Annotated in this window: 25 protein-coding genes; 13 read left to right on the forward strand and 12 right to left on the reverse strand. The window is 51.7% G+C overall.

The window, feature by feature from the left end; translation table 11 throughout:
- Window positions 1-64 precede the first annotated feature (64 nt).
- The 3 genes from L3K52_05320 to L3K52_05330 all read right to left on the reverse strand — a co-directional run bounded on the left by L3K52_05320 (window position 65) and on the right by L3K52_05330 (window position 4,851).
- Window positions 65-3,157, reverse strand: coding sequence for a CusA/CzcA family heavy metal efflux RND transporter (locus L3K52_05320; GenBank protein UOG93152.1), 3,093 nt, complete (start codon window positions 3,155-3,157; stop codon window positions 65-67).
- 3 nt (window positions 3,158-3,160) lie between these two features.
- Window positions 3,161-4,198 (reverse strand): efflux RND transporter periplasmic adaptor subunit, encoded by a 1,038-nt coding sequence (locus tag L3K52_05325; protein UOG93153.1) that lies wholly within the window; start codon window positions 4,196-4,198, stop codon window positions 3,161-3,163.
- A 149-nt stretch (window positions 4,199-4,347) separates the two neighbouring features.
- Complete coding sequence (locus tag L3K52_05330; protein UOG93154.1) at window positions 4,348-4,851, reverse strand: LuxR C-terminal-related transcriptional regulator; 504 nt, start codon at window positions 4,849-4,851, stop codon at window positions 4,348-4,350.
- A gap of 215 nt (window positions 4,852-5,066) precedes the next feature.
- Between L3K52_05330 and L3K52_05335 the strand changes: the two genes are divergently transcribed.
- From L3K52_05335 to L3K52_05350, 4 genes are all read left to right on the forward strand, one after another.
- Window positions 5,067-5,579, forward strand: coding sequence for a LuxR C-terminal-related transcriptional regulator (locus tag L3K52_05335; GenBank protein UOG93155.1), 513 nt, complete (start codon window positions 5,067-5,069; stop codon window positions 5,577-5,579).
- 132 nt (window positions 5,580-5,711) lie between these two features.
- Window positions 5,712-6,254, forward strand: coding sequence for a cytochrome b (locus tag L3K52_05340; GenBank protein UOG93156.1), 543 nt, complete (start codon window positions 5,712-5,714; stop codon window positions 6,252-6,254).
- 33 nt (window positions 6,255-6,287) lie between these two features.
- Window positions 6,288-6,749, forward strand: a complete 462-nt coding sequence (locus L3K52_05345; protein UOG93157.1) for a c-type cytochrome — start codon at window positions 6,288-6,290, stop codon at window positions 6,747-6,749.
- Entirely contained in the window at window positions 6,749-7,999 is a 1,251-nt protein-coding gene (locus L3K52_05350; protein ID UOG93158.1) for an NAD(P)/FAD-dependent oxidoreductase, read from the forward strand. The genes L3K52_05345 and L3K52_05350 overlap by 1 nt, the downstream gene beginning before the upstream one ends.
- 52 nt (window positions 8,000-8,051) lie before the next feature.
- Here the strand turns inward: L3K52_05350 and L3K52_05355 are convergent, their stop codons facing one another.
- Window positions 8,052-8,345 carry a hypothetical protein gene (locus L3K52_05355; protein UOG93159.1) on the reverse strand — a complete coding sequence of 98 codons (294 nt, stop codon included), beginning with the start codon at window positions 8,343-8,345 and terminating at the stop codon, window positions 8,052-8,054.
- Window positions 8,346-8,440: 95 nt separating this feature from the next.
- A complete protein-coding gene (locus L3K52_05360) occupies window positions 8,441-8,965 on the reverse strand; it encodes a helix-turn-helix transcriptional regulator (GenBank protein ID UOG93160.1) in 525 nt (174 codons plus the stop codon).
- Window positions 8,966-9,129: 164 nt separating this feature from the next.
- Between L3K52_05360 and L3K52_05365 the strand changes: the two genes are divergently transcribed.
- From L3K52_05365 to L3K52_05405, 9 genes are all read left to right on the forward strand, one after another.
- Window positions 9,130-9,546 (forward strand): DUF1924 domain-containing protein, encoded by a 417-nt coding sequence (locus L3K52_05365; GenBank protein UOG93161.1) that lies wholly within the window; start codon window positions 9,130-9,132, stop codon window positions 9,544-9,546.
- 4 nt (window positions 9,547-9,550) lie between these two features.
- The gene (locus L3K52_05370) at window positions 9,551-10,078 is read left to right on the forward strand and encodes a diheme cytochrome c (GenBank protein ID UOG93162.1); all 528 of its coding nucleotides are present in this window, start codon (window positions 9,551-9,553) and stop codon (window positions 10,076-10,078) included.
- Between the two features lie 12 nt (window positions 10,079-10,090).
- On the forward strand, window positions 10,091-10,702 hold the full coding sequence (locus L3K52_05375) for a cytochrome b/b6 domain-containing protein (protein ID UOG93163.1): 612 nt from the start codon (window positions 10,091-10,093) through the stop codon (window positions 10,700-10,702).
- A 230-nt stretch (window positions 10,703-10,932) separates the two neighbouring features.
- On the forward strand, window positions 10,933-12,144 hold the full coding sequence (locus L3K52_05380) for a transposase (protein UOG93164.1): 1,212 nt from the start codon (window positions 10,933-10,935) through the stop codon (window positions 12,142-12,144).
- A gap of 130 nt (window positions 12,145-12,274) precedes the next feature.
- Window positions 12,275-13,054 (forward strand): DUF2202 domain-containing protein, encoded by a 780-nt coding sequence (locus L3K52_05385; protein ID UOG93165.1) that lies wholly within the window; start codon window positions 12,275-12,277, stop codon window positions 13,052-13,054.
- Between the two features lie 29 nt (window positions 13,055-13,083).
- Window positions 13,084-13,752: a DUF2202 domain-containing protein gene (locus tag L3K52_05390; GenBank protein ID UOG93166.1), complete on the forward strand. Its 669-nt coding sequence runs from the start codon at window positions 13,084-13,086 to the stop codon at window positions 13,750-13,752.
- Window positions 13,753-13,871: 119 nt separating this feature from the next.
- Window positions 13,872-14,519 (forward strand): hypothetical protein, encoded by a 648-nt coding sequence (locus L3K52_05395; GenBank protein ID UOG93167.1) that lies wholly within the window; start codon window positions 13,872-13,874, stop codon window positions 14,517-14,519.
- Between the two features lie 16 nt (window positions 14,520-14,535).
- On the forward strand, window positions 14,536-15,225 hold the full coding sequence (locus tag L3K52_05400) for a response regulator transcription factor (protein ID UOG93168.1): 690 nt from the start codon (window positions 14,536-14,538) through the stop codon (window positions 15,223-15,225).
- Window positions 15,222-16,241, forward strand: a complete 1,020-nt coding sequence (locus L3K52_05405; protein ID UOG93169.1) for a sensor histidine kinase — start codon at window positions 15,222-15,224, stop codon at window positions 16,239-16,241. Before L3K52_05400 ends, L3K52_05405 begins: the two co-directional genes overlap by 4 nt.
- Window positions 16,242-16,252: 11 nt before the next feature.
- Here the strand turns inward: L3K52_05405 and L3K52_05410 are convergent, their stop codons facing one another.
- The 7 genes from L3K52_05410 to L3K52_05440 all read right to left on the reverse strand — a co-directional run bounded on the left by L3K52_05410 (window position 16,253) and on the right by L3K52_05440 (window position 25,632).
- Window positions 16,253-16,576, reverse strand: coding sequence for an Hpt domain-containing protein (locus tag L3K52_05410; GenBank protein UOG93170.1), 324 nt, complete (start codon window positions 16,574-16,576; stop codon window positions 16,253-16,255).
- Window positions 16,557-18,893 (reverse strand): response regulator, encoded by a 2,337-nt coding sequence (locus tag L3K52_05415; GenBank protein UOG93171.1) that lies wholly within the window; start codon window positions 18,891-18,893, stop codon window positions 16,557-16,559. Before L3K52_05415 ends, L3K52_05410 begins: the two co-directional genes overlap by 20 nt.
- Before the next feature lie 28 nt (window positions 18,894-18,921).
- Window positions 18,922-19,767 (reverse strand): ethylbenzene dehydrogenase-related protein, encoded by an 846-nt coding sequence (locus tag L3K52_05420; GenBank protein ID UOG93172.1) that lies wholly within the window; start codon window positions 19,765-19,767, stop codon window positions 18,922-18,924.
- 842 nt (window positions 19,768-20,609) lie between these two features.
- Entirely contained in the window at window positions 20,610-22,073 is a 1,464-nt protein-coding gene (locus L3K52_05425) for a DUF3987 domain-containing protein (GenBank protein UOG93173.1), read from the reverse strand.
- Entirely contained in the window at window positions 22,070-23,116 is a 1,047-nt protein-coding gene (locus tag L3K52_05430; protein ID UOG93174.1) for a toprim domain-containing protein, read from the reverse strand. The genes L3K52_05425 and L3K52_05430 overlap by 4 nt, the downstream gene beginning before the upstream one ends.
- A 4-nt stretch (window positions 23,117-23,120) precedes the next feature.
- A complete protein-coding gene (locus L3K52_05435) occupies window positions 23,121-23,378 on the reverse strand; it encodes an AlpA family phage regulatory protein (protein ID UOG93175.1) in 258 nt (85 codons plus the stop codon).
- Between the two features lie 67 nt (window positions 23,379-23,445).
- Window positions 23,446-25,632: a hypothetical protein gene (locus tag L3K52_05440; GenBank protein UOG93176.1), complete on the reverse strand. Its 2,187-nt coding sequence runs from the start codon at window positions 25,630-25,632 to the stop codon at window positions 23,446-23,448.
- Window positions 25,633-25,640 lie beyond the last annotated feature (8 nt).

The following is a 25,640-nucleotide window of genomic DNA, read 5'->3' on the forward strand; positions in this document are numbered from 1 at the left end:
GTGATAGCTAACACGTTTTTAGGTACATAGTGCGGAAGTTGATGCTTTAAAAATTAGCTGTTGATCAATGTGGGTGAGTCGGTTCGCGCGAAGTTTCACCCTTCAGCACAAACTGGCGGTACAGCAACGGCAACAAAATCAGCGTCAAAATCGTCGCGCTAAGCAACCCGCCGATCACCACCGTTGCCAGCGGCTTCTGAATTTCCGAGCCGGGGCCGGTGGCAAACAACAACGGTACTAAACCCCATGCCGCAATACTGGCGGTCATTAACACTGGGCGCAGGCGACGCAATGCCCCTTCGCGTACCACCGCCGTGCCTCGGTAGCCTTGCTGATGCAATTGGTTGAAAAATGTCACCAATACCACGCCGTTGAGTACCGCAATCCCCAGCAGTGCAATGAAACCTACCGACGCGGGTACGGATAAATACTGCCCAGAAATCCCCAGACTAAAAATGCCACCAATCAACGCCAACGGCACATTCGCCATCACCAGAACGGTTTGGCGCACATCCCGAAACGTCAAAAACAGCAGCAAGCCAATCATGGCAAGCGCAATCGGCACCACAATCAGCAAGCGTTGCGCCGCCCGTTGCTGGTTCTCGAATTGCCCGCCCCACGTAATGCTGTAGCCGGTCGGCAAGGTCACGTTAGCGGCGACGGCAGCTTGGGCTTCTTCCACAAAACTCACCAAATCGCGCCCCGCTACATTGCTTTGTGCCACCACGAAACGGCCGGCATTTTCGCGTTTAATCGCCAAGGGACCTTCGGTGCGGACGAGTTTTGCCACCTGATCAAGGCTGATAATGCGTCCGTCGGGCAGTGTTAGGCGGATTTGCTGCAAGGCTTGGGGCGCTTGGCGCAATTCGGCAGAACCGCGTAATTGCAGCGGAATGCGTCGCCCTTCTTGCTGGATAATGCCAATGATTTCACCTTCGAGCTGGGTGCGTAATAGGCTGGCAATGTCGTCTACCGATAGCCCAAAGCGTCCGGCGGCTTGGCGGTCAATTTCGGCGCGTAGGTATTGCACGCCCGCGTTTTTCTGGGTGTAAACGTCGGATGCACCGGGGATTTTCTCCAAAATCGTCACGATTTGCTGTGCCAGATCGCCCAACACTGCCAGATCCGTGCCGAAAATTTTGATGGCGACATCGCCACGACTACCCGTCAGCATTTCGGAGACGCGCATATCAATCGGTTGGGTGAAGTTGTAACCCACGCCGGGGAATTTTTCTAACACTTGACGGATTTCTTCTTGCAGCCATTCTTTATCCGGCGTTCGCCAGGTTTCGCGGGGCTTTAACACCAGAAAGCTGTCGGTTTCATTCAGGCTCATCGGGTCAAGACCGAGTTCGTCCGAGCCGACCCGTGCGACGATGCGCTCAATTTCTGGGATGCTATCCAGCAAGGCTTGTTGCACCCGCAAGTCGGTTGCGACGCTTTGATCCAGACTGATTGAAGGCAGTTTTTCCAATTGCACCAGCAAGTCGCCTTCATCCATCGTCGGCATAAAGGTTTTACCAATCAAGGGGTAAGTAGCGCCTGCGCCTAACATCACCGCGATGGTGAGGATATAAACCAAGCTAGGGCGTTTCAACGCGGCATCTAACACCGGCAAGTACACGCGGCGCGACACGCGCAATAGCCACGGATCATTGTGTGCCGCTTGCTTGAGCAACCACGACGCCAGTACCGGAATCACCGTCAATGCCAACAGCAAGGAGATGGACAGTGCAAACACAATGGTCAGCGCGACCGGCGAGAACAGCTTGCCTTCCAACCCTTCCAGCGTCAGCAGTGGCAGGAATACCAAGGCAATAATGACGATGCCGATGCTGACGGGGGAGGACACTTCTTGCACTGCCCACAAGACTTTTTGCCGCTGCGGGGTTTTGGCGTTTTCATCGTCATGTGCCAAATGTGCCACGATATTTTCAACAATCACCACCGCCGCATCCACCAGCAAGCCGATGGCAATGGCTAAACCGCCCAAACTCATCAAGTTGGCGGATAAACCAAATTGGCGCATCAAAATGAACGTGCCTAACACCGATAGCGGCAAAATCAATGCCACCACGAACGCCGCCCGCAAATTGCCCAAGAACGCGAACAAAATAATGCCGACCAACACAAACGCTTCCAGCAAGGCTTTACTGACGGTGTGAATCGCTTTATCGACGAGGGTGGAACGGTCGTAAAACGGCTCAATGGTGACACCGGGCGGCAAGGTTTGGCTGATTTCAGCGAGTTTGGTTTTGATATTGGTGGTGAGTTGCCCCGCATTTGCGCCGCGCAAGCTCAGTACCAAGCCTTCGACCGCTTCGCCCTTGCCGTTTTGGGTGACTGCGCCGTAACGGGTGAGTTCGCCGAGGGTGACTTGCGCGACTTGCCCGACGGTGACGGGTACGCCGTCCACGCTTTTGATGACAATGTGGCGCAAGTCGTCTAGCCCGTTGATGCCGCTTTCGATACGCACCACCCAAGTTTCTTCGCCTTCATTGACGCGCCCCGCGCCATCGTTGCGGATATTGGTGTTCAGCGCGGTACGCAAATCGTCCAAGGTTAAGTGACGAGCGTTGAGGGCGGCTAAATCGGGGGTGATTTCAAAGGTGGTGGCACGTCCGCCAAGCGCGTTGACATCGGCAACACCGGGCAGGGCGCGAAGTTGGGGGCGAATCGTCCAGTCCAGCAAGGTGCGTTTGTCTTGCAGCGGCAAATCGCCTTCCACGGTGAACATGAAAATTTCGGAGAGCGGGGTGGAAATCGGGGCTAAACCGCCAGTCACATTGTCAGGCAAATCGTTTTTGACGTTGGCAAAGCGTTCCGCGACTTGGCTACGCGCCCAGTAAATGTCCGTGCCTTCGGCAAAGTCGAGGGTGATGTCGGTGAGGGCGTATTTGGAGACACTGCGCAACACGACTTGGTTGGGTATCCCCAGCAATTCGGTTTCGACGGGTTGGGCGATTCGCGCTTCGACTTCTTCGGGGGTCATGCCGGGGGCTTTGAGGATCAGCTTGACTTGCGTGGTGGATACGTCGGGAAACGCATCAATCGGCAGTTCCTGAAAGGTGCGGACACCAAACACGGTGAGTAGCACGGTCAAACCGAGAATCAGCCAGCGTTGTGCGAGGGAAAATTCAGTGAGCCAGTTAAGCATGGGTTATTCCTCCGCCTCTTGCCACTTGGCTTTGAGGGCAGCAACGCCTTTGGTGGCAATGCGGCTGTCGGCTGGCAAGCCGCTGATGGTGGCTTGGGTGTCGTTTTGTTGCACAATTTTGACGGCGGTTGGGGTGAAACCCTCTGCACTTTCGGTGAACACATACGCTTGATCGCCCGACCATACCAAGCCGCTGGTGGGGATGCTGGCGGCGGCTTCCCCTGCATTGCTGCTGCTTTGCAAGGTGACTTTGACGGTTTGCCCCGGATGTAGGGTGGTGCTGTCTTCCTGCGTTATATCCGCTCGCACGATGACGTTTTGGGCATTATCCAAAGCGGGTTGCAAGGCGCGAACCGTGCCGCTGAGTTGGCTGTCGCGGATTGTGACGGTTTGCCCCGCTTGCACGTCTTTGGCTTGGGCGGGGGTGAGGGGGATTTCTAAACTGAGTTGACGCAAATTGCCGATTTTGACCAGCGCGGCGGGGGCTTCGACCCGTTGCCCCGGTTCGACCATGGTTTCCAGTATCCAGCCGCTGATGGGGGCGGTTAGGGTAATTTCGGCGCTGTCGCTGCCGGGTTTAACGCCGAGCAAGCGTAAGGTGGCAATCGCGGCTTCCTGATCGGCTTGCGCCAATTTGACGTCGTTTTGAGTCAGCAGCCAGGTGTTTTTGGCGATTAGCCCTTGATCTGCCAGCCGTTGGTCGCGGGCGGCATTGTCGGCGGCGAGTTGGTATTTGAGGCGGGCTTGCAGGTATTGGCGTTGTGCCTCCACCACGTCGGGGGAGGAAAGCGAGGCTACTTTGTCGCCCGCTTTGACGGTTTCACCGGCTTGATGCAGTAAGGTGGTGATGAGTCCATCGGCGGGTACGGCGACCACGCGCACACTGGAGGGCGGTAACATCACTTGCGCATTCACTTCCAGCGCGGTGTTGGCACTGGCGCTGACGGCGGTGAGTGGCGTGACCTCGATGCCGAGCGCACTGCGTTGTTCCGCTGGCACAGTTATGGTGGCGGCGGCGGTGGCAATGCTGGGCAGTAGCAAGGCTAGGCTCAATAGGCTGGGTCTTATTTTAGGGATCACGGGCATTCACTCTGGTTGGGTCGTAACCAGAGTATATTAGCTCATTCTAATCGTTGGCAGGCGGCAAAGGGTCAGTCGGGGGCGTTTTAGGGCATTTGCCCTACCGTTGATCAGTTGAGAAAGTCTTCAAAGAACCACGCGGCGAATTCGTGTCGCCCGTTCAGCCCCGATTTGCGGTAGAGGGCAATGGCTTGCTGGCGCACGGTTTTTTCTTTGGTATGGCGGATGCTGGCTATCTCATCAAAGCTCAAGCCTTTGAGCAACAGCAGGGCAACTTCTTTTTCAGTGGGGCTGAGTTCCCATTCGTGCAATTGTTCATGGATAACGGCGACATAGCCTTTGCCCGCTTGTTGCAGCTTGCTGTGCAGGTCAGAAATGCGGGCGTGCGAGTGGTGTAATTGACTGTGGAGTTGAGTGATTTCGCGTTGCTTGCGGTAGTTTTCCCACATTAAATACCCAACCCCGATAAACGAGATAATGACCACAACGGCATCCACAAGGTTATGCAGTAGCGGGCGGTCAGCATGATAAAGATCAAGACTGAAGCCATAAGTGTGCAAAATGGCAACGCTGAACAGCAATGCGATAAGAAAAATGTCTCGGGAACGGAACATCTGGCCTGTGCCTGTGCGGGTGTTTTAACGAACCATTGATTCTAGGGGATGACGCTTTGGATGCAAAGCAACTTGTTGGGCAAATGCCCTACACCGGCAGCATCTGTCAAATTTTGCATAGAAATGCGGCGTATGCCCACTGTACTGGTGGGTATTTAACATGAAATGGTGCAAGCGTTCGGTTTGAAGCAGTCACCACGGAAGGAATACGCCCTATGCCCCGCACCAATGAATTATTTTTCATCAATCTGCTGATCATTATCACCCTGCTGAATATTTACGATTTTTACAACGACTATGGCGAGTATCAGAACGGTGAGTACAGCATCGTTAATCTTGCTTTGGAAGCTTTCGTTATTCTGGCGTCAACGTTGGGGATTGCCTTCCTGATTCGCGTGATTCAACAGCGCGGACGGGAAGTGGATACCCTGCGTCAACAGTTGAAAACCACCCGCAAAGACCTGAGTGAAACCAACGATAAAATGCGTCAGGCCAGCCGCCAATACAGCGAGGTGATTCAAGAACAACTCACCACGTGGGATTTCACCCCCAGTGAGAAAGAAATCGCGCAGTTATTGCTCAAAGGATTGAGTTTTGACGAAATCGCGAGTGTGCGTGATTCCAAGGAAAAGACCGTGCGCCAGCAAGCCACTGCCATTTATCGCAAATCAGGCTTGAATGGACGGCACGAGTTTGCGGCATGGTTTTTTGAGGATTTTCTGCATTGAGACAAATGTACCTTAGCGATTTAGCCAAGGCCGGAGTCGGCCTTCTGCGAGGTTTGTCGGTTGGTGCTGGCGAGTTTTTCCTGCACGCTGAGCCGATGGATACTCATTTGGATTGAAATTAGGAGAGTCGTTATGCCCGATACGTTAAAACGTTACAAGCCCTTCCCGATTGCGTTGCATTGGTTGACTTTGCTGCTACTGATAGCGGTTTATGCTTGCATCGAACTGCGCGAGTTTTACCCCAAAGGCAGTGACCCGCGCAATGCGTTGAAAAGCTGGCATTTCATGCTGGGCTTGACTGTCTTTGGCTTGACTGGGCTGCGTCTGGTGGTTCGCTGGTTGAACCCACCACCACCCAATCAAGCCGTCGTTCCTGCTTGGCAACGGCTATTCGCCAGCACCACGCATATCGCTTTGTATGTTTTGTTGCTGGCAATGCCACTGTTGGGGTGGGCGATCCTCAGCGGGGAAGGCAAAGCGCTCATCTGGTTCGGCTTGGAATTGCCCGCACTGATTTCCCCTGACAAAGAGCTTGCCGGTTGGTTGGAAGACTTGCACAGCACAGTAGGAACCATGGGCTACTTTTTGATCGGTTTTCACGCCGTCGCTGGCTTGTACCATCACTACATTCAGCGTGATAACACCTTGCTGCGGATGTTGCCGCAGCAGGGATAACCCAACAACGACACATTAATTGGAGATAAATGCATGAAAATCAGCAGAAATGTTTCCCTAGCGCTAATGCTAGGGACTCTATTGGCAGCGTGTGGTGGCGGTGGAACGACCACTACCAGCGATGCCAACATCAATACGGATACTACCAGCACAGGCAGCGCCAGCAGTGGCACTAACACTGGCAGCACTGTTACTACCGTCACCACGCCCGCCGCGACTGGCACGGCACCCGCTATCAATGCACCCGATGGAGCGCGGTTGTTGGCGTCACAATGTTTTCAATGCCATGGCATGAATGGCGTTTCTGCCACCGGCATTGAGAGCATTGCAGGCGATAGCGCCGCAGATTTGATCGAAGAAATGCTTGAAATGAAATACAGCACCAAGATCGACATTATGCATTATCAAGCAAAAGGCTACAGCGAAGCTGAAATCCGCTCAATGGCGCAATATTTATCTGCCCTGCCCAAAGACCCTAACGGAGGTAACGACTAATGGCTAACCTAAATCGTCGTCAATTTTTACAAACTTTGGGGTTGGCATCCGTGGCGGGTGCGGCACTCAGTTTCAGCCAACTCAGCCGGGCAGCGGGGGCGCGTCCGCATGTGGTGGTGGTCGGTGGTGGTTTTGCGGGTGCAACGGCTGCGAAATATTTACGTTACTGGTCAAATGCCATTGATGTGACTTTGGTGGAACCGAATGCCACGTATTATTCGCCGATCCTCAGCAATTTGGTGTTGAATAACCAGCGCAATTTGGGGCAAATCAGTTTCAATTACAACGCCTTGGCGCAGAAATACGGGGTGAAAGTAATTCAGGAATGGGCGGATAGCATTAATGCACCCAACCAGTCGATTACTTTGCGTAACGGCGCGGTGCTGAATTATGACCGCTTGATTGTCGCACCGGGTATCCAGTTCATGGATGTGCCGGGTTTGGACAGCAATAAAATCCCTCATGCTTGGCAAGCCGGAGCACAAACCACTTTGTTGCAGCAACAACTTGCGGCGATGCCTGCCGGTGGTTCGTTTGTGCTGACCATTCCTGCTACGCCTTACCGTTGCCCGCCGGGGCCGTATGAACGCGCTTGCGTGGTAGCGGATTGGTTACGCACCAACAAGCCCGGTTCCACGGTTGTGGTGTTGGATGCGAACCCGGCGATTACGGTTGAGCCCACCATTTTTGGGACTGCGTTTGCCGAATACGGGGTGCAATACGTGCCGAATGCCAGTTTGCAGCGGGTGGATTCTGAGCAACGCATCGCGTACACCAGCGCGGGCGAATTCAAAGCCAGCGTATTGAACGTGATTCCACCGCAACGCGCGGGCGATTTGGTCATCAATTCCGGTTTGGCGAACGTGGGCGGGCGTTGGGCGGGGGTGAACCCGTTGAGTTACGAATCCACCGCAGTGCCGAATATTCACATTTTGGGGGATTCGCAAGGCACAGCACAACCCAAAGCCGGGCATATTGCCAATGCGGAAGCCAAAGTGTGTGCAGATGCGATTTTGCGTTTGCTGGCAGGGCAGCAGCCTTATGCTGCGCCGGTGACGAATTCGGCGTGTTACAGCCCGATTTCCAGCAATACCGTGTCGTGGTTGACGGCGGCGTATGCGTATGATTTGGCGAGCGGCACCATGAAGTTAGTGCCGGAATCTTTCGGTGCCGCCGCCGCGCCCAGCAATAAGTATTACAACCGCATGTTTGATTGGACCACCAATCTGTTCAACGACACTTTCGCTTAAACACCATGCTGACGTAAAGTTTGTGCTTGGATGCCGGGTTTCAGCCCGGCATTCAGCGTTTACCCAAACACCCTTCAATGCATTGCAGCACCTCACGTTGCATGGCGGGTCTGTCACGAATCCGCAAATGCGCACTTAAAAAAGACACCACCCGTTGCGCCAGCCGCTGCCGGTCATCCGCTGGCGCAATCACCGCTGCGTACAAATGCTGATCGTGTTCCAAAAAGCTGCAAGTTAAGTTGTGAAGCACGGTATCATCGTGGACGACGTGCATTGAAAAGCTGCGGGAATGTTTACTGACGGTGATAAACGCGTCCCGCGTGGTCGCAATAGCGGGGTTCTTCATGAAATGCTCCAGCAGTATCAATAAAATAGTGGATTGTTGCGGTTTTGTGAAAAAGCATAGCCCTACAGCCGGGGGTGTGCAATGCAGTCAGCGACTTAACCGAGAAAATCCTCAAAAAACCACGCCGCAAATTCATGCCGCCCATTCAACCCCGATTTGCGGTAAATGCTGCTGGCTTGTTGGCGCACGGTTTTTTCCTTGGTATCGCGCACACTGGCGATTTCTTCAAAACTCAATCCTTTAAGCAATAACAGTGCCACGGCTTTTTCGCTGGGGGTTAAGTCCCAAGCAGTGAGCTGTTCTTGAATCACGGCGCTGTATTGTTGGCTGGTGTCACGCAATTTTGTATTGAGCGCATCCAGATCGCTGTGCGCGTGTTGCAAATCGGCGCGGGTGAGGCTCAAAGCACGGTGCAATTGCCTGTTTTCCTGATAGCGCTGTTGCATCTGCCAGATCAGGATGGCGGCACCGCATAGCGCCAACAGGGTGATGATGCCTTGCATGACCAAGTAACCGATACCGTGGTAATCTTCGGTAAATTCATGAATAAAATTAGTCAGGTAAGGTGCTGCCAGCAAGATCAAAATAAACAGCAAAAAGTGGTCTTTGTAACGCGCCATGGTGGTGACATTCCTCGCTAATGTGGGATAAAGCATTCTAAGCAAACGCCCCAACCCTTGACTATCGGGTAAATGCCTGACGCCTAACAGACAGTTGGCGGATAGCCTCAGCTTCTGTTGTTACTGCATTCTAAGCGCATTATTAAATTCATGGAGTGTTTAAAATGCAACGTCATCAATTATACGGCTGGCTTATCCTGCTAGGCAGTGTGTGCGGCAGCACCCCACTGTGGGCAGACACGCCGCAACAACTGTTGGACGGTTACAAGGCGGAGGCACAAGCAGAAAGCCCCGATTTCAACGGCTTTGATCCGCAACGCGGCGAGCAATTCTTCAATAAGACGCACGCCAACGACTGGAGTTGTGCCACTTGCCACACCAGCAATCCTGCTGCCATGGGCAAACACGATAAAACCGCTAAAAGCATCGAGCCATTAGCACCGAGTGCGAATGCCGAGCGTTTCACCAACCCGAAAAAGGTGGAAAAGTGGTTCAAACGCAATTGCAACGATGTGCTGGAGCGCACTTGTACGTCGCTGGAAAAAGGCGATGTGTTGACCTATTTACTGAGCATTCAATGAGGGCATGACAATGTTAAAAATCAAGCGTAACCGCGCGATCACTTGGGTGTTAGCGGCATTGCTATTCGGCAGCGTTGCCAGTTTGCCGGTGACGGCGGATGATGACGGCGATGAATACCGTGAAAAAGGCGGAGGCAACGCTACTTCGGCAGCGATGCCACCTTCTTGGAAAACCGAATGCGCTGAGTGTCACCTTGCGTACCCAGCGAAGTTATTACCCGCCAGTGGCTGGCGCGAAATCATGGGCAATCTTGATCAGCATTTCGGTACGGATGCGAGTTTGGATGCCGCCACCATTGCCGAGATTTTGCCATTTTTGGAACAAAACGCCGGTTCTGAGCGCAAATACGCGGCGGCAGAAGGTAAATCGGCGTTGCGCATTACTGAAACGCGCTGGTTTGTGCATGAGCATTACGACGAATTATCCCCTGCGGTATGGAAGCGGGTGAGCAGCCCGGCCAATTGTGCGGCTTGCCATACCACGGCGGAACAGGGCAATTACGACGAAGATTTTATCAAAATTCCACGTTAAGGAGCGTTCCCCATGTTGCAACGTATTTTAGTGTGGGATGTGCCGACACGGGTGTTTCACTGGTCGTTAGCGTTGTCCTTTGCTGGGGCGTATGTGACGGCGGAATCGGAACGTTACCGCGATATTCATTTGGCCTTGGGTTATGTGTTGCTGGGGCTGTTGGTGTTTCGCTTGGTGTGGGGGCTGGTGGGAACGGCGTATGCGCGTTTCAGCGCGTTTACCTTTACGCCCTCGCAAGTGAAAGCGTATTTGCTGGGCTTGCTGAGCAAGCAGCCGCCGCATTACGTGGGGCATAACCCGGCGGGTGGGGTGGCGATTTTTGCGCTATTGGCGTTGGGCTTGCTGCTCAGTGTCAGCGGGCTGGGCTTGGAATGGGAAATTGGTGATGAAGATTTCATGGAGGAATTGCACGAAATCGCCGCGAATCTGATGTTGTTGGTGGTGCTGGTGCACATTGCTGGGGTGTTGATTAGCAGTGTGTTGCATCGGGAAAATTTGGTGCGGGCGATGTTTACCGGCTACAAGCAGGCAGAGAATGCCGTGAGCATTGGTAGTGTTTACATTTGGCTGGGGGCGGTGATGGTGGTGGGAATCGGGGTGTTTTTTTTCGCTTACTTGGGATGATTGGGTAAAAATAAATCACTTGTTGATAAGGTTGCGCGGCAAACCTCGTCCTTCAGGGCGGGGAGGATAGCGCGGGAGGCGAAGCCTCCCTGTGTTCGGAGTGATGTTGGGGTGTTTGCTGCTGCTGGATGACGGATGTTGTATAATTTTTCTTGCGTATCATCCGGCTAAAAACGCCTTTAAGACGGTTCACCCAGATAATTGCCTACCCGCCAAGCTACACTACGGGTATGCAACGACTCCAAGCCTTTAAATACGAACTCAAGCCCGACGGCGGACAACGGCACAATCTGCGCCGTTACGCGGGTTCGTGTCGGTTTGTTTACAACAGGGCGTTAGCGTTGCAGCAAGCCAATCATGAGTTTGGTGAAAAATTCATCGGTTACGTGGCAATGGCAAAACACCTGACCGCATGGCGGAATGGCACAGAAACCTCTTGGCTGAAAGATTCCCCCGTCCATCCGCTGCAACACGCCCTGAAAGACCTCGATAAGGCGTACCAAAACTTCTTTGCCAAACGTGCTGATTTTCCCCGTTTCAAACGCAAGGGCAGCGCTGATAGCTTTCGCTACCCAGACCCCAAACAAATCAAGCTCGATCAGCGTAACAACCGTGTTTTCCTGCCTAAACTGGGCTGGTTACGCTACCGCAACAGCCGCGAAGTGTTGGGGGAATTGCGCAATGTCACCGTGTCCGGTAAAAACGGCAAGTGGTACATTAGCATTCAAACCCAGCGGGAAATAGAACAGCCCGTATCCACCGCTACCACGGCTATCGGCATTGACTTGGGCATAGCACGTTTCGCCACCTTCTCAGATGGCAGCTACATTGCCCCGCTCAATATCTTAAAAACCCAACAAGCCAAGCTCGCCAAATACCAACGGCGCATGGCGCATAAGCAGAAATTCAGTAACAACTGGAAAAAGGCGAAAGCCAAAGTTCAAAAACTCCACACACAAATCGCCAATACCCGCCGCGATTTCCTGCACAAAGCGACGACCACGATCAGCCAAAACCACGCGCTCGTGTTCATCGAAGATTTGCAGGTAGGCAATATGTCCAGATCAGCGGCAGGCACGGCAGAAAACCCCGGCAAGAACGTGGCTGCAAAATCGGGCTTAAACAAAGCCATTCTCGACCAAGGCTGGGGTGAGTTCCGGCGGCAACTCGACTACAAAATGGCATGGAAGGGCGGCATGTTATTCGCCGTTCCCGCCCATTACACCAGCCAAGAATGCCCCGAATGCCATCACGTCTCGGCGAATAACCGCCAAACGCAAGCGAAGTTTGTGTGCCTGAAGTGTCACTATGAAAATCACGCCGATCATGTCGGCGCGATCAATGTTAAAGAGCGGGGACACCGCTTGTTAGCCTGTGGAGATGGAGCATTACGCGCCTCGATGAAGCAGGAACTCGCCGAAGTAAGTCAGCTATCTAGCTGAATGCAGTAGGAATCCCCTTCCTTTAGGGAGGGGAGGATGTCAAGGCGGATACCTTCGCTTAATTTTTTCAGCTTCATTTCAGATAAGCCGGTTAGTCTACACGCATAAATTAATTGTTTGGAGACTCACCATGAAGACCATAAACCTAACCCGTCACACTGTCTTGGCCTGCGCCGTAACCTTGTTAATGGGTTGCGGCAGCAGCGGCACTGCTGATACGGCTGCACTGACCACCACAGCGGTTACGACTGCGGCTATTACGGCAGCAGCATCTGTTGCCGACACAGTAACAGCCAGCGCTACCGTTGCGGATGATGTTACTGGCAGCGTTGCGGATACTACGACTACCGCGACGACTACCAGCACTGCTACCACGCTGACAGCCGACGAAACCGCCACGCTGCTATTCGTGCGCGAAGAAGAAAAGCTGGCACGCGACGTTTACCTCACGCTCTTCAACAAGTGGGGTACTAAAACTTTCCAAAACATCGCCCTCAACAGCGAACAGCAACACATGGATGTGATGGGAACGCTGGTTGATACCTACAACCTGCAAGATCCCGTACTGACCGACACCATTGGCGCATTCACTGACCCGGTATTGCTGGGGCTGTATCAAGATTTGGTCATGCGTGGCTCAACCTCGCAGAATGACGGTTTGCTTGTGGGCGGTTTCATCGAAGAATTCGACATTAACGATTTGCAAGAAGCCATCGACGAAGCCAACGCTGGCAGCAAACCCGCCGATATTATTGTCGCCTACACCAACTTGATGTGCGGTTCACGCAACCATTTGCGCTCATTCGTGGGGCAAATTGAGAAAAACGGCGTGGATTACCAAGCGCAAGTCATTCCACAAGCCACCGTCGATGCGATTGTAAACAGCCCTGAAGAACAATGTGGCAAATAACTTCATCATAAATACAAGGAGATACTCCCATGACTTTACGTAAAACACTCATCGCAGGCATGATTGCCATGACTTGCACAGGTCTGCTGACCACGCCCACGTTTGCCAAAGGCAACGGGCAGCAGCAAGCACCCGTATTGAGCGCTGCTGAAACCCAATCCCTGCGTTTCATGCGCGAGGAAGAAAAATTGGCACGCGATGCATACATCAGTCTGTATCAGCAATGGCAATTGCCAGTGTTTAACAATATTTCGCAATCTGAACAGCAACATACCGATCGCGTTAAAGCCTTGCTGCAAACCTACCGGATTGCTGACCCTGTGACCAATGATGCTGTTGGCGTGTTCCAGAATGTGGATTTGGCAGCTTTGTACGCAACGCTAATGGCGCGTGGGCAAACCTCTGCATTGGATGCGCTGTATGTTGGTGCGTTGATTGAGGAAGTGGATATTGTGGACTTGCAAAAATCCATGCGTGAAACCACTCGCCCCGATCTTCTCAACACTTACGATAATTTAATGCGAGCGTCACGCAACCACCTGCGAGCGTTTGTTAAGCAGATTCAGCGCCAAGGTGTGAAGTATGTGGCGCAAACCATGCCACAAGCGGAAGTTGACGCGATCATCAATAGCCCGAACGAGCGTGGGCAAGGTGGTGGCGGACAAGGCGGCGGACGTGGGCAACGTCGCGGGATGTAAAATGACCAGCCTGTGGCGCTTATTTTCTGCTTTGGGTGGATAGATTTTTCAGCTTCATTTCAGGTTGAGCCGTTACAGTTTTGCGCTTTTCGTAACACTAAATAATGGAATTCTTCAGCATGAAATTGAAAAAGAATATGGCGGCAGGGTATGTGGTCACGTTGTGTTCTCTACTAGCACTCGCTGGTTGTGGTGGTGGCAGCGGCAGCGGCAGCAATAGCACCGCTACGGGCGGTGATGGCGGCGCACCCACAGAGTCTTACATTGACTATCTTGCCAGCAATCATGCGGCTTACACCAACACGGGCACGACGGAAAATCCGAGTGCCCGTTTTCAAGACACCAGTTACTCCTTGTCATGGTTGATTGCCACGCAAACAGCAGAACAAGCTGAAAACTTGAAAAAGCACATCGAATTCATGGGGACGGCAATGACGAATGGCGGCAATCCCCGCGAGTGGGATAAGCTGTTTTTAGCCGATGCCTACATGAAAACCGAACACCGCTACGAAACGCGCGTGTCGGTTTCTGGGTATAATGTCTTGGTTGAAAAATTCGCTACCGATGCGTGCGCTTATCAGCTCTTAAAAGCTCATGCGACAGGCGTCAGTGGCAAGTTTTTTGAAGGCAATATCAAAGTGGATTTCAGCCCACTCGCCGAAGCGGTCATTGCCAGTGAAGCGTGCGCGATCGACCGCAGTGCGATCGAGACGTATATTGCGGCGCGGTTGAAGCCCGTTCCCAAAGGTATTCAGAAAAACACGTAACCTTAACAGGAAAGCCATGCGCTTATTACTGGTGGAAGACGACACCGAACTCAGCAGCAGTTTGCACACGCGCTTAAAACGTGAAGGCTTCGCGGTGGACATCGCCAGTAACGGTGTGGATGGCGAATTCATGGGCGACGAAACGCCTTACGATGCGGTGATTCTTGACCTCGGCTTGCCGCAACGCAGCGGGCTGGCGGTGTTGCAACACTGGCGGCAGCGCGGCAATCGCGTGCCGGTGATTATTCTCACCGCCCGCGATGCCTGGCACGAACGGGTGGACGGTTTCAAAGCCGGGGCAGACGATTACCTCGGCAAGCCGTTTCATTTTGAGGAATTGCTGGTGCGGGTGCAGGCGTTGATTCGCCGTAATTTGCAAGCGGCAGTTCCCGACCAAAAGTTGCATTGCTGCGGCTTGCAATTGGATGAGGCACATCAGCAAGTCACCACGCCAGACGGTGAAGTCTTCGAGTTGACGGGGACAGAATTTCGCCTGTTGCGCTATTTTATGTTGCACCCCGGTCGGATTCTTACCAAGTCACGTTTAACCGAACACGTTTACGAGCAAGATTTTGACCGTGATAGCAATGTGATCGAAGTGTATGTGCGCCATTTGCGCCGCAAGTTGGGGGATTGGCGCATCCAAACGCGGCGCGGGCAGGGGTATATTTTCATCGACCCCGACAAGCCGGAGCTGCCCTTATGAAGTCGTTGGAACGTCAGTTGCAGGTTAATCTTGCGATTATTTTGGTGTTGGTGATGGCGCTGATTTGGGGCGTGGGGATGGCGTTGCCCTGGTTTTTTGAAGGAACGCAAAATGTGCATTCGGCAGGGGTGGTGTTTGCGCCAGACGCGGCTCAACACCGTCCACAGCGTTTCAAGTGGTTATTTCCGTTATTGGCAGCGGCGGGGATTGCATTGATTTTGGTGATTCAAGGCATTGTTATTCGTCGGACTTTTCAGCGTTTGGATTACATTCGTGCGGAACTGCAACAGCTTGATGCGGGCGCTATCAATAAGCTCAATGAAGCCGTGCCTGCGGAAATTTACCCGATTATCAAAGAGTTCAATCATTTATTGAGCTTGATGCAGGAGCGTTTGGAACGTTCCCGCAATGCGTTAGGCAATCTGGCGCACGCGCTGAAAACCCCGCTCAATTTACTCACGCAACACCTCGATGCTGACATATCAGCGAGCAGCCATCAGCAGGCGCAATTACAAGCCGAACGCATCCGCCAATTGACTGAGCGTGAACTTAAACGTGCGCGTATGGCAGGTCTTGGTAATACCACGCAACGCTTTGACCCGCGTGTGGAATTGCCCGTGCTGGTGGAGGTGTTGGCGCAGGTACACCACAAATCCCCGCGCTGCATTACGCTGGACATTGCCCCGACGATTACCCGTTTCGGCGATCGCGAAGACATGCTGGAATTGCTGGGAAACTTGCTGGATAACGCCTGCAAATGGGCGCAACAACAGGTGCGTTGCCAGATCAGCCGTGTCGCAGGCAAGGTACACATTAGCGTGGAAGACGATGGCAACGGGCGCACCGAGGCAGAATTACAGCAAATGACGGCACGCGGGGTGCGGCTGGATGAAAGCGTTGAAGGCCACGGGTTGGGGCTGTCGATTTGCAAAGACATTACCAAATTGTACGGTGGCACACTGGTGTTTGCGCGTTCCACGCAACTGGGTGGCTTGCGCGTAACGGTTACGTTTTAAACCAGTATCTTTTAAACGGCTTGTTGCAATGCTTGTAAGGTGGCGGGATACAGGGCTTCCAGTTCCGTGACCAAGGCATTAACGCCGCTGGCATCGCCGCTTTCGCCTTTGTGTTGCAAGGTTTTGCAAAGGTCGCTCATTTGCACAGCGCCGAGGCTGACGCACGAACCTTTGAGTTTGTGGGCGACTTTGCCGAGTTCGACAAGGTTGCTGCTGTGGGCGTGTTGGCGAATGTCTGCCAACATTGCCGGGGTGGTGCTGCCAAACAGTTGAATGAGGCGCGGTAAGATGGCGGCCGGGAGCTGTTGGAGTGCTTCAGTAGCTACTAATGGCATGATCGGCTTCCTCGCGAGGCTGATAGCGGTTGTTGGGGGTGCACCAGTATTGCAGGGCGATTTCGACAGCTTCAGGCAAGACGGGTTTACTGATGTAATCATTCATTCCGGCTTGCAGGCATTCTTGCCGGTCGCCTTCCATGGCATTCGCGGTCATGGCAATGATGATCGGTTGTTGATCCAGCGGGAAATCCGCGCGGATGCGGCGGGTGGCTTCGAGGCCGTCCATATCCGGCATTTGCATGTCCATGAAAATCACGTCGTAGGCTTTTTTGCGCAAGGCTTGCAGGGCTTCGAGGCCGCTTTCGGCAAGGTCAACTTTGTAAGCCATTTCATCCAAGATGGACGAGGCGACAATTTGGTTGATCGGGTTGTCTTCTGCTAACAAAATGCTGAGTGGCAAACGTTCACCCAATTTGAGGGGGGATTTTTCTGGGCGATTGCTGACCAGATTGAGTTCCCCCAATACCGTCATGAGGCTGTCAAATAAACGGCTGCGGGTCAGCGGTTTGGTAAGGTACAGGTTGTAGAGTTCGCGCACGATTTCTTTGGGGTGGCGGTCATTGGGGGGCGCAATCAAAATCAGCGGCAATTCCTGCTTGCTGAAACGTTGGCGGATGTATTTTGCCAATTCCAGCGGGGCATCGCCGGGTAAATTGCTTTCAATCAGGGCAATGTCATAGATTTTTCCAACGGCAATCTGATTGATGGCGTCGGCAGTAGTGCTGGCAGCGTCGACGGTCGCTCCCCAACCCTGACAAAAGTCTTGAATGGCTTGGCTGCGAGCAGGATTATTTTCCACCACTAGCAAGTGTTTGCCTATGATTTCAGGGATATTGGTGTGCAAAAACGGTTTGAGTTTGCCATTGGCTTGGCGGGTTTTGATGGTGAAATAAAAACGGCTGCCGACGCCGACGGTGCTTTCTGCCCAAACGTTGCCGCCCATCATCTCGACGAGATGGCGCGAAATAGCCAGCCCTAGCCCCGTACCTTCGTGCCGACGGCTGAGCGTTTCGTCAGCACGGCTGAATTGCTCGAAAATGTTTTCTAACCTGTCGGCTGGAATACCGGGGCCGGTGTCGTTGATTTGGAATTCGAGTTCGTAAGCGTCATCGTGATGGTTGCGTGGGATAACAAACACGGTGATTTCACCGCTGTCGGTAAACTTGATGGCGTTACCGATTAGGTTGGTTAAAATTTGCCGCAAGCGCACCATGTCGCCTTCGATGAATAGCGGAATAGACGGCCCCACGGCATAAGCCAGTTCCAGATTTTTTTCGAGGGCTTTGGCATTGAGCAGGTTGAGAATTTCTTCAATGCACGCACGTAATTCAAACGGTTCGCGCTTGAGGTCGAGTTTGCCCGCTTCAATCTTGGAAAAATCCAACACGTCATTGATGACGGTGAGCAAGTGTTCGCCGCTGAGGTGAATGCTGTCCACGAATTCGGTTTGCTTCTTGCTCATGGGCGTATTCATCAGCAAGCGCGTCATGCCGATCACGCCGTTCATGGGGGTGCGGATTTCGTGGCTCATGGTGGCGAGGAAGCGGGCTTTGGTTTTGACCGCATCTTCGGCGATTTTTTGAGCGGTTTGCGCCGTTTGGGTCATGTGTTGGAAGCGCGTGGAGAAATACAAGCGGCTAATAATCAGCAACACAATAATGCCCAGTGTTCCCCACAAGGCGCGTTGTTTTAAATACGTGAGTTGTTCCGCCATCTGTGTGGTGCTGGCATCGGTACTTCGGATGGATTGCAGAATGGTGTCGCCAATTTCTTGCCCTAATTGATTGTCGATTTTCTCAATTTCTGCCATCAAATCCTTCGCTTGATTGGCGGTATCGCGTGCATCCGCCGCGAGTTGCCGCCAATGCGGGGAGTTTAAACCTTCAAGCTCGGCACTGAGGTTGGACATGATGCCAATGACTTCTTCGTAGTTGGCTTTCAGGTCTGGGCGGTCATCAATTGGCCAGACGGCTAAGAGTTGTTGACCTTGTTGTTGCAATGTTCGGCTAAGTTGGTGCAACAGCGGCAGATTATCCGGCGTACTGTCGGGGTTAAACGCAAACTTGAAGAATTCATCGTTTAACTGGTCAAACGTTGCGCGTTGTTGATCAATGGCGGTTTCCAGTTCGAGCTGGCGCATGAATGAGGCATGGGATTGCTGCAACGAGGTATTCGACACCTGCATATTCTGGCGCACTTGGTTGGATATGTCGGTGAGATGAAACCACAGCAATACGGCAATAATTCCCAACAATGCGATAAGGAACGTACTGTCAATAATTTGCAGTATCCGTAAGTTATTGAAAACGCGCATAATCAATTATTCGTTGTTATTGTGGGTGTTAAAACGCAAAAGTCAGTGTCTCTGAAATAAAGTGATGGGCACTGTCATCGTGGTCAAACACTGCCACTGCGCCTTTAACGGGATTGCCTACGGTGAATTGCACATCATCCTCATGACCCGTATTGAGCTTGCGGCGTTGTTCCAAAGACCAGCGTCCGTCTTTCCATACGCCTTTTGCTTTGACGTCATCGGCTCCGGCAGGGAGTTTTTCCTGTGGAACGTATTTGGGCATTAAGTCTTGTTGTTTTTTAAAATAGCGTTTGGTTGCATAGGGTTCAACGCCCATGTCGGTAGGGCGATTGATGTACAAGTGTGAACCGTCCGGCAAAGTGGTTTTGTACGATTCGGCCATGGGCTGTTTGCTGATGACGGTGATTTTGTCATGGCTAATGCCGATGGGGTTGGTACGTGCCGCTTTCCAGTTCCACATATCAGAGGTGAATTCTTTGCCAGATAACCAATTGGCGTCGTAATCGCCTTCCATGGCAAATTCCATGGCAAAACGGTCTTCGAGCTGGGGGCCTTCGACGTATTTTTGTTGGGCTTCATCCCAAATGCTGGGCTTGTGCTGAATGTCTTGGGTGCTGTCTTCCCATTCGGTGTGGAAAAAGACTTCATCGCCAAAGATTCCCGCTTTCAATAAGACGGTTTTGGTGCGTTCAGGTTGGCCGACGTAGGTGAGCTTGATGGTACTGGCAGCAATGTCTTGCCAATCCTCGGCTGAACCGTCGAGTTGGGGCGCGGCTTTGAGTGTATTGATCTTGATCGTTGGTGTTTCAGCGTGAGCCAAGCTCAGTGCGCTGCATAAAATGAAAGCTGATGCCATCAGTAATGGGTGTTTCATGCGCTGTATCCCCGCTTATTTTTGAATGTATTAGTAGCTGCGTGAACATTGTGTCTAGTATTTATCAGAATGGTATCAATAAAACTATTTAATTGGAATAAGTTATTTTTGGTCAAAAAAAAGCCCCGCAAGTCATTGACTGTACGGGGCTTTTAAATATTGGCGGAGAGAAAGGGATTGATACTGTAAGCGTAAGCCTATGAAACTGCATGGATTGTTGCTTGTGCCTTGCTAGTCATACAAACAGAGATACAAACATTTTGATTTTCACCCCCTGTTTTTGCGTGTAACCCCACTGCCAACAATACCAGCCCGCCCGCTATCGTCTGCCCTTCCCGTGGTTGCGGTTTGCCTAGCCCGTCTGTACAGGCTTTAACGGTGTTTCCTTGTGTGGTTGTGGCGTGGTAAGTGCGTCGATATTAAATTAAATAAATAATAAATATTGCAAAATAAAATAGAAAATATTTGTTTTTCCGCTAGTGGGTTTGGGGGGGCTTGGGTGGGGTGTGGGGGTTGTTTTTCCGAAAATCCCAACTTTTCCCCAACTTTTCGCGTAAGTTATTGTATTTAAAAGAAAATGGCAGTTGGGATGGCTTTTTCAAAAGCAACCTAAGTTATTGTATATAAATAACTTTCGTGGTTGGGAAAAATCCCAACTTTATCCCAACTTATCCCAACTTTTTGGGGTGAAAGTTGGGGTTTTGGAGGTGAATTTGAGGTTTGCTTAAAAATAACTCACAAAGGATAAAGTAATATTTATTATGATTTTTCGATTTGTATTTATTTTTGATAGTAAAAAGCCGCGATGAACGCGGCTTGATGGTGGCGGTTTTACAAGATAATCAAGCAATCAGGCGTAGGTATTTGCCTTGGCTGAAGCCGTTGGGGTAGAACGTTTCCTCCTCCACAACCACGCCTTTTCTGATAAGTTCATCAACGGTTTCGTTGATCTTGTTGGTTAGGCTGCTGCGGGGAATTTCCGACCATGGCTTACCTTCGCATTTGTTGGTACGTATCAGCTTGCGGGTGGCGTTCTGCTGTTTGCCAAGGTAGGCAATGATCGAATTTTCAAAGGCGTTTAAGCCGATAACCTCCAAGTCGATTAACAGGCTTAGTATGTATTCCAGCATATCGCGCATGATGTTGATGCCCGCTTCTACGTATTCCCGCCCTACTTCACCCACTGGTTTTTCATCCAAGATCGCTAATAGAGTGGCAATTTTCATAATGTGCATGTCGACTTTTGAAACAATGCCGCCCATGGTGGCGGTGCTGTACTTGCCGCCTTCTAGCAAATGTGGCTCCATCTCATTTCTAAACAGTTGGATTTTATGCCAGTCTTCTTTATTGAGGCGGTACGCTGGCAAGTCGTCAAAATCCTTCGCCAGTGTTAGCACTTGCGCCGTTATATCCTTCACAATTCGGTTGTAAACATTCTGGCTGTATTCTTGTGGGTAGTATTGTCGGGTGTGGTCGCGTGTGCCTTGTTGTGTCGGTTCCCGTGCCAGCATGAAACGTTCCGCCATCCCAGAACCTTCGGACTTTGCCAATATGGTTTCAATCGCTGCCGGTTGCGCAAAGCAAGTGATTGCCCCTACAACAATTCCGGTGTAAGTCGTTCTCTCTTTTGCTGCCCGTGCGCCCGCATGATATTCAGCGTTGAAGCCCTTTAGGGGCAAGTCTCCATTGTTCTTTTTATCTTTGCCGCCGTATGCAGCGCCAGTTAGGGTATTCACCACGGCTTGTTCCGCACTGGCAAGGGCAAAATAGCCGCCAGACTCTGCCAATACCGATTCAAGGGCTTCTACTGTTGAGTCAGTGATAAAAATACGGGGCGGTCTTGGTTCGTCAAATTTGCCATCAGATCCCGAATTTTCGTGTGCTTCTTTGCGTTGCTTCCATGCTTTATCGGCTTCCTTTTGTGCCTCAAATATTGGGCGTTGGAAGGCTTTTAGCATTCGGCTTTTCGCATCGCCCGGAATGCCGCCACAGATGATGTATTCCCCAACGGGGAACAAACTTCCATCCTGATAGGCGACTGCAACAGAACGGCACGCTACAGACGAAACAATGCCTAACGCTACCAATAAGCTAGTTGACGGATAAATGTTGCACATCCGCGCTACGTCGCCCACGTACTGCTTAAAATCACCGTCAGGGAGGTGCTTCAACAGGTCAAGTGTGTGCGGTTTCGCCTGTTCCGGTTCGGCTGGTTTGTAGGTGGGCTTTTCGGTGCGTACAAAATTATTCACGACTGACAGGTTAGGTTTGCCGCTGGTAGTGGTTTGAGGTGTTGGGGTAGTCATGGGGTAGTATCCTTGTGGGCGTTGCTTCCCAGCAATGCCGTTAAATCGTTGAAATCGGAAAGGTGCAAGGGGGCAGTGTCGGGGAATTCCGGCACGATCAAACCGACCTTGGGTAAGCTGGCAACCACGGCACGCGCTTTGCTTAAGCCGGGGTTGTCGGGGGTTTTGCGGTCGTTATCCGCGCATACGGTCAAGGGAATATGCGGAAAGCGGTTGTGGTAGTTTTGGGTAACAGGTAGCAGGTTTCCCGCGTCAAAGGCTACCAGCACGGGTAAGCCGTAGGCTTCATGCAGGCTTGCGCCGGTGGCGTAGCCTTCGCAGACGTACACACCTTGGGGGTGTGTGAGGTTGTCGCCTATTAAGTGGAATTTGCCGCGCTTGGGTGTGCCGGTCAAAAAGCGTTTCTCACCTGTGGGGGCAATGGTTTGCAAGCCGTGCAAGGTGCCGTCAAGGTCACAGAGGGGAATAAGCAACAGATTGCCCGCTTGCCGGATGTTGTATGCCCCTACCCGCTTACGCATCAGGTAAGGGTGTGCGGGGTTGGCAGGTTGGCCAGATTCCCACATTGCCCCGCCTTGGCGGTGGGCTTGTTCCGCTTTGGCGGCGCGTTCCGCTTGTTGTTGGGCAACTTGCGCTTGTTGCTTGCGCTCTAGTTCTTGCTTCGCTTCGCGGCTCAATTGAAAAAACGTGCTAAAGCTGTTCCATTGGTAAGTGGAACCTTCCCGCCAGTTGCCGAAAATGCAGACAATGCCCCACTGATAGGCTTGATCAATCATCAGGGTGTGTTCATGGCAGACATACCAGCCCGCCTTATCGTCGGGTTTACCATTGCTAGAAAAGCGTTCTAATTTGCCGCTGCATTCAATCGTATTAGGGGCATGACCAATATTCTCTATCAGCGCTTGTCTGAAATTAGTGAGAATATCCGTGGTGCTTAATGGCAGTTTTGCGGCTGATGTTTTATAATCAATTCTCGAATCGTTGAAATTTGTATGGCCTCTAGTGTTGGTAGCGCTAGGGGCTTTTCTTTGTGCGCTTTTCATAAAATTACCCTCTTGCTTGATAAATCCATTCGTCAACTTCTGATTCTAACCATCTGCGGGTTCTTGTGCCGTATAACGTGCCATAGGGAAATGTTCCCGCTTTGCGCCAGCGGTTTATGGTGCTTCTGCCGTATCGGGTTTTCATTACAACTTCATGCATATCAATCAGGCGGATACCGATAGGCATTTCAGGCTTTTGGTGCTGTAGTTTTTGTTTCCATTCTTGGAAATCAAACGTGTTTAATGATGTTAGGGTTTGCATGGTAAATACTCCAATGAGTGTTAAAGGTGGGCAGGGTTTTAACTCCCTGCCCTGTTGGGTTGATAAATTAAGCTAAAATATATTTAGGCTTACCGTTTGAGTAATCAGGATTGGCTTTTAAAATTCCATCCTGTAAGGCGCGTTGATTCCAGTTCAACCAAATGCGCCCCATTTCCTGCACTGTTAAGCCTGTTTTGTCGTCCTTGCTCTTGGTGGATTGGCTGATAAAACGCTTACAATCACGAGCGCCGGGAGTGATTTCCTTGTCATTTACCTTTGCAATCCATTGCGGGTAAAGGTCGATTTCTGCTTGCTTGGCTTCACCTGTAAGACCGTTTTGCACCGTTTCGCCGCTACCGTTTTGTGACCGTGCGGGCACGGTGTCTGCTACCGTTTCGCACCGTGCGGGCACGGTTGGCAGAACGGCCTCTGAAACGCTTTCATGAAACGGTAGGGCGGTTGCCAAGGGTAGCGGGTAGATCGCTTCAGCCGTGCCTAACGCGGGGTTGTGCAGGCCAGTTGCACCAGTGCGTTGCTGCAATGGCATGACCGGGGCAGGGGTAGCAGGTGCCGAACTTTTGGCAATCTTAGCCGCAACTTTTAACAGGTCTTTATCGTCAAGATCGGCAGGGTTAAATAGCTTTGAATAACCATCGAATACCGCCGCCTGAATATCGGCCTCAGTTGTTGCGCCTGACTTTTTAACCGCATCCACTAACGCATGGATAGTTTCAGCAACAGACTGGCGTTTAATTTCCGGGGTAGGAGATTCTCTGAAAACCTTGCCAGCTTCATGTTTTGCCGTTTCTGCCTGATACAATTTACTGACATTAGCCGCTTGTTCTGGCGATTGTTTAAAGCCTTGCACCTCTTGAATAACAGGCGCATCACTACGCCACCGTGGGGACAATTGGTATTCATTGCCATGCTTCACTAAAACATTGTCCTTTGTGGCTAAATGTTCCAGTAAATGCGCCGCTAATTTCATAACGGTTTTTCGCGGTGTTTCGTATCCAGCGTCATACAGGGTTTTATAAACAGCGGGGTAGAGTGATTCAGCCGTTGGTTCTAATTCACTGCGCAATAACTGGAATTTGATTGATTTTAGCATTTCATTCATAAACGCCTGATCGGGTTTACCTGACATTGATTCCAGCTTATCGCCCACGGCTTTAGCTGCATTGCCCATTGCTTCCATTTGCTGATTCCTTCCGTGTTGCGCCCGTGCGTATTCATTGGCGAGAATTTCAGGGCTTGCCTTTAAACCGCTTTCAACCTTTTGGGCGTATTCCGCTACGCTCATTTTTGCAGAATCAAATGCTGATAGGGGAGGGGTGATGTTATAAGCGTCTTGGGTAGACCGTGGTTTATCTTCGGTATTACCGCCTTTCCCCTTAATCCGCCGTAACGCATTGGCATAGGCAAATAGCGCCATAATGTGCTGACACTCGAACACGAAGATCAACACGCCGATCACCAGTAGCATTCCGGTGTTGTTGTCGGTTTGCGTTGCTTTCCCAATGGCTTGGAACATGGGCTTATCAAAATGCTCACGTACCTTTAGCATGGCGTCGGTTTTGGCATTTAACGCCGCTGCATTGGTGTCGTTCGCCATGGCGTTTGCCATCTGCATTGACTCCCGTACCGCCGCTACATTCGCTTCGGATTGCGCACAATCGAACGTTTTACCCTTGGCTAGTGCTTTTTCCATCCTCACTTTGCAATCGGCTAACCGCATTTGTGCGGCTTGCAGGTCTTGGGTGAGGGCAGTGCTACCCGTGGATAACGTGACGTTGCTACCCGTTACTTCCTTCATCATGCCGGAATTTTCCGCCGCTGAATTGGCGATATGTTGCTGGTTGTTGGACGTGCTGAACGCCTCAAACAGTAGCCCCGATGTGAGAAACAAGCCCATGGCGATAATCTGCGAGGTTTTTAGCTTGTAGCCTTCCGCTCTGTGAATAGCAATGTCTTCGTAAACCGCTTCTTTGCTGGAGGCCAGAAAAAAGGCGAGGGTGAAGGCAATCACGCTGAACACAATCAGCGCCACCCAATCGTTACTTTTCTGAACAATGAATGTGCCAATGCCCCACACGTCAGCGACGTACAGCATGAACACTGCGACGATGTATAGCCCGAAGGTTGCCCATTTCGCCCACTGCATCAGGTTATAGTTTTTAATGGCCCGGTGTTTGTCACTAAAGACCGAATCACCGTTGCCCGCTTTGGTTGCTAATACGCTTTGAATATTCATAAGTCCCC

Source organism: Candidatus Thiothrix sulfatifontis (assembly GCA_022828425.1).
Lineage (GTDB): Bacteria > Pseudomonadota > Gammaproteobacteria > Thiotrichales > Thiotrichaceae > Thiothrix > Thiothrix sulfatifontis.

What these genes read in the sequence shown, in the direction of transcription:
- L3K52_05435 (UOG93175.1), bottom strand. Translation starts at nt 23,378, where the DNA reads ATGCAAACCCTAACATCATTAAACACGTTTGATTTCCAAGAATGGAAA.
- L3K52_05320 (UOG93152.1), bottom strand. Translation starts at nt 3,157, where the DNA reads ATGCTTAACTGGCTCACTGAATTTTCCCTCGCACAACGCTGGCTGATT.
- L3K52_05425 (UOG93173.1), bottom strand. Translation starts at nt 22,073, where the DNA reads ATGACTACCCCAACACCTCAAACCACTACCAGCGGCAAACCTAACCTG.
- L3K52_05440 (UOG93176.1), bottom strand. Translation starts at nt 25,632, where the DNA reads ATGAATATTCAAAGCGTATTAGCAACCAAAGCGGGCAACGGTGATTCG.
- L3K52_05395 (UOG93167.1), top strand. Translation starts at nt 13,872, where the DNA reads ATGAAATTGAAAAAGAATATGGCGGCAGGGTATGTGGTCACGTTGTGT.
- L3K52_05375 (UOG93163.1), top strand. Translation starts at nt 10,091, where the DNA reads ATGTTGCAACGTATTTTAGTGTGGGATGTGCCGACACGGGTGTTTCAC.
- L3K52_05340 (UOG93156.1), top strand. Translation starts at nt 5,712, where the DNA reads ATGCCCGATACGTTAAAACGTTACAAGCCCTTCCCGATTGCGTTGCAT.
- L3K52_05335 (UOG93155.1), top strand. Translation starts at nt 5,067, where the DNA reads ATGCCCCGCACCAATGAATTATTTTTCATCAATCTGCTGATCATTATC.
- L3K52_05420 (UOG93172.1), bottom strand. Translation starts at nt 19,767, where the DNA reads ATGAAACACCCATTACTGATGGCATCAGCTTTCATTTTATGCAGCGCA.
- L3K52_05355 (UOG93159.1), bottom strand. Translation starts at nt 8,345, where the DNA reads ATGAAGAACCCCGCTATTGCGACCACGCGGGACGCGTTTATCACCGTC.
- L3K52_05410 (UOG93170.1), bottom strand. Translation starts at nt 16,576, where the DNA reads ATGCCATTAGTAGCTACTGAAGCACTCCAACAGCTCCCGGCCGCCATC.
- L3K52_05345 (UOG93157.1), top strand. Translation starts at nt 6,288, where the DNA reads ATGAAAATCAGCAGAAATGTTTCCCTAGCGCTAATGCTAGGGACTCTA.
- L3K52_05370 (UOG93162.1), top strand. Translation starts at nt 9,551, where the DNA reads ATGACAATGTTAAAAATCAAGCGTAACCGCGCGATCACTTGGGTGTTA.
- L3K52_05390 (UOG93166.1), top strand. Translation starts at nt 13,084, where the DNA reads ATGACTTTACGTAAAACACTCATCGCAGGCATGATTGCCATGACTTGC.
- L3K52_05380 (UOG93164.1), top strand. Translation starts at nt 10,933, where the DNA reads ATGCAACGACTCCAAGCCTTTAAATACGAACTCAAGCCCGACGGCGGA.
- L3K52_05365 (UOG93161.1), top strand. Translation starts at nt 9,130, where the DNA reads ATGCAACGTCATCAATTATACGGCTGGCTTATCCTGCTAGGCAGTGTG.
- L3K52_05360 (UOG93160.1), bottom strand. Translation starts at nt 8,965, where the DNA reads ATGGCGCGTTACAAAGACCACTTTTTGCTGTTTATTTTGATCTTGCTG.
- L3K52_05405 (UOG93169.1), top strand. Translation starts at nt 15,222, where the DNA reads ATGAAGTCGTTGGAACGTCAGTTGCAGGTTAATCTTGCGATTATTTTG.
- L3K52_05430 (UOG93174.1), bottom strand. Translation starts at nt 23,116, where the DNA reads ATGAAAAGCGCACAAAGAAAAGCCCCTAGCGCTACCAACACTAGAGGC.
- L3K52_05400 (UOG93168.1), top strand. Translation starts at nt 14,536, where the DNA reads ATGCGCTTATTACTGGTGGAAGACGACACCGAACTCAGCAGCAGTTTG.
- L3K52_05385 (UOG93165.1), top strand. Translation starts at nt 12,275, where the DNA reads ATGAAGACCATAAACCTAACCCGTCACACTGTCTTGGCCTGCGCCGTA.
- L3K52_05415 (UOG93171.1), bottom strand. Translation starts at nt 18,893, where the DNA reads ATGCGCGTTTTCAATAACTTACGGATACTGCAAATTATTGACAGTACG.
- L3K52_05350 (UOG93158.1), top strand. Translation starts at nt 6,749, where the DNA reads ATGGCTAACCTAAATCGTCGTCAATTTTTACAAACTTTGGGGTTGGCA.
- L3K52_05330 (UOG93154.1), bottom strand. Translation starts at nt 4,851, where the DNA reads ATGTTCCGTTCCCGAGACATTTTTCTTATCGCATTGCTGTTCAGCGTT.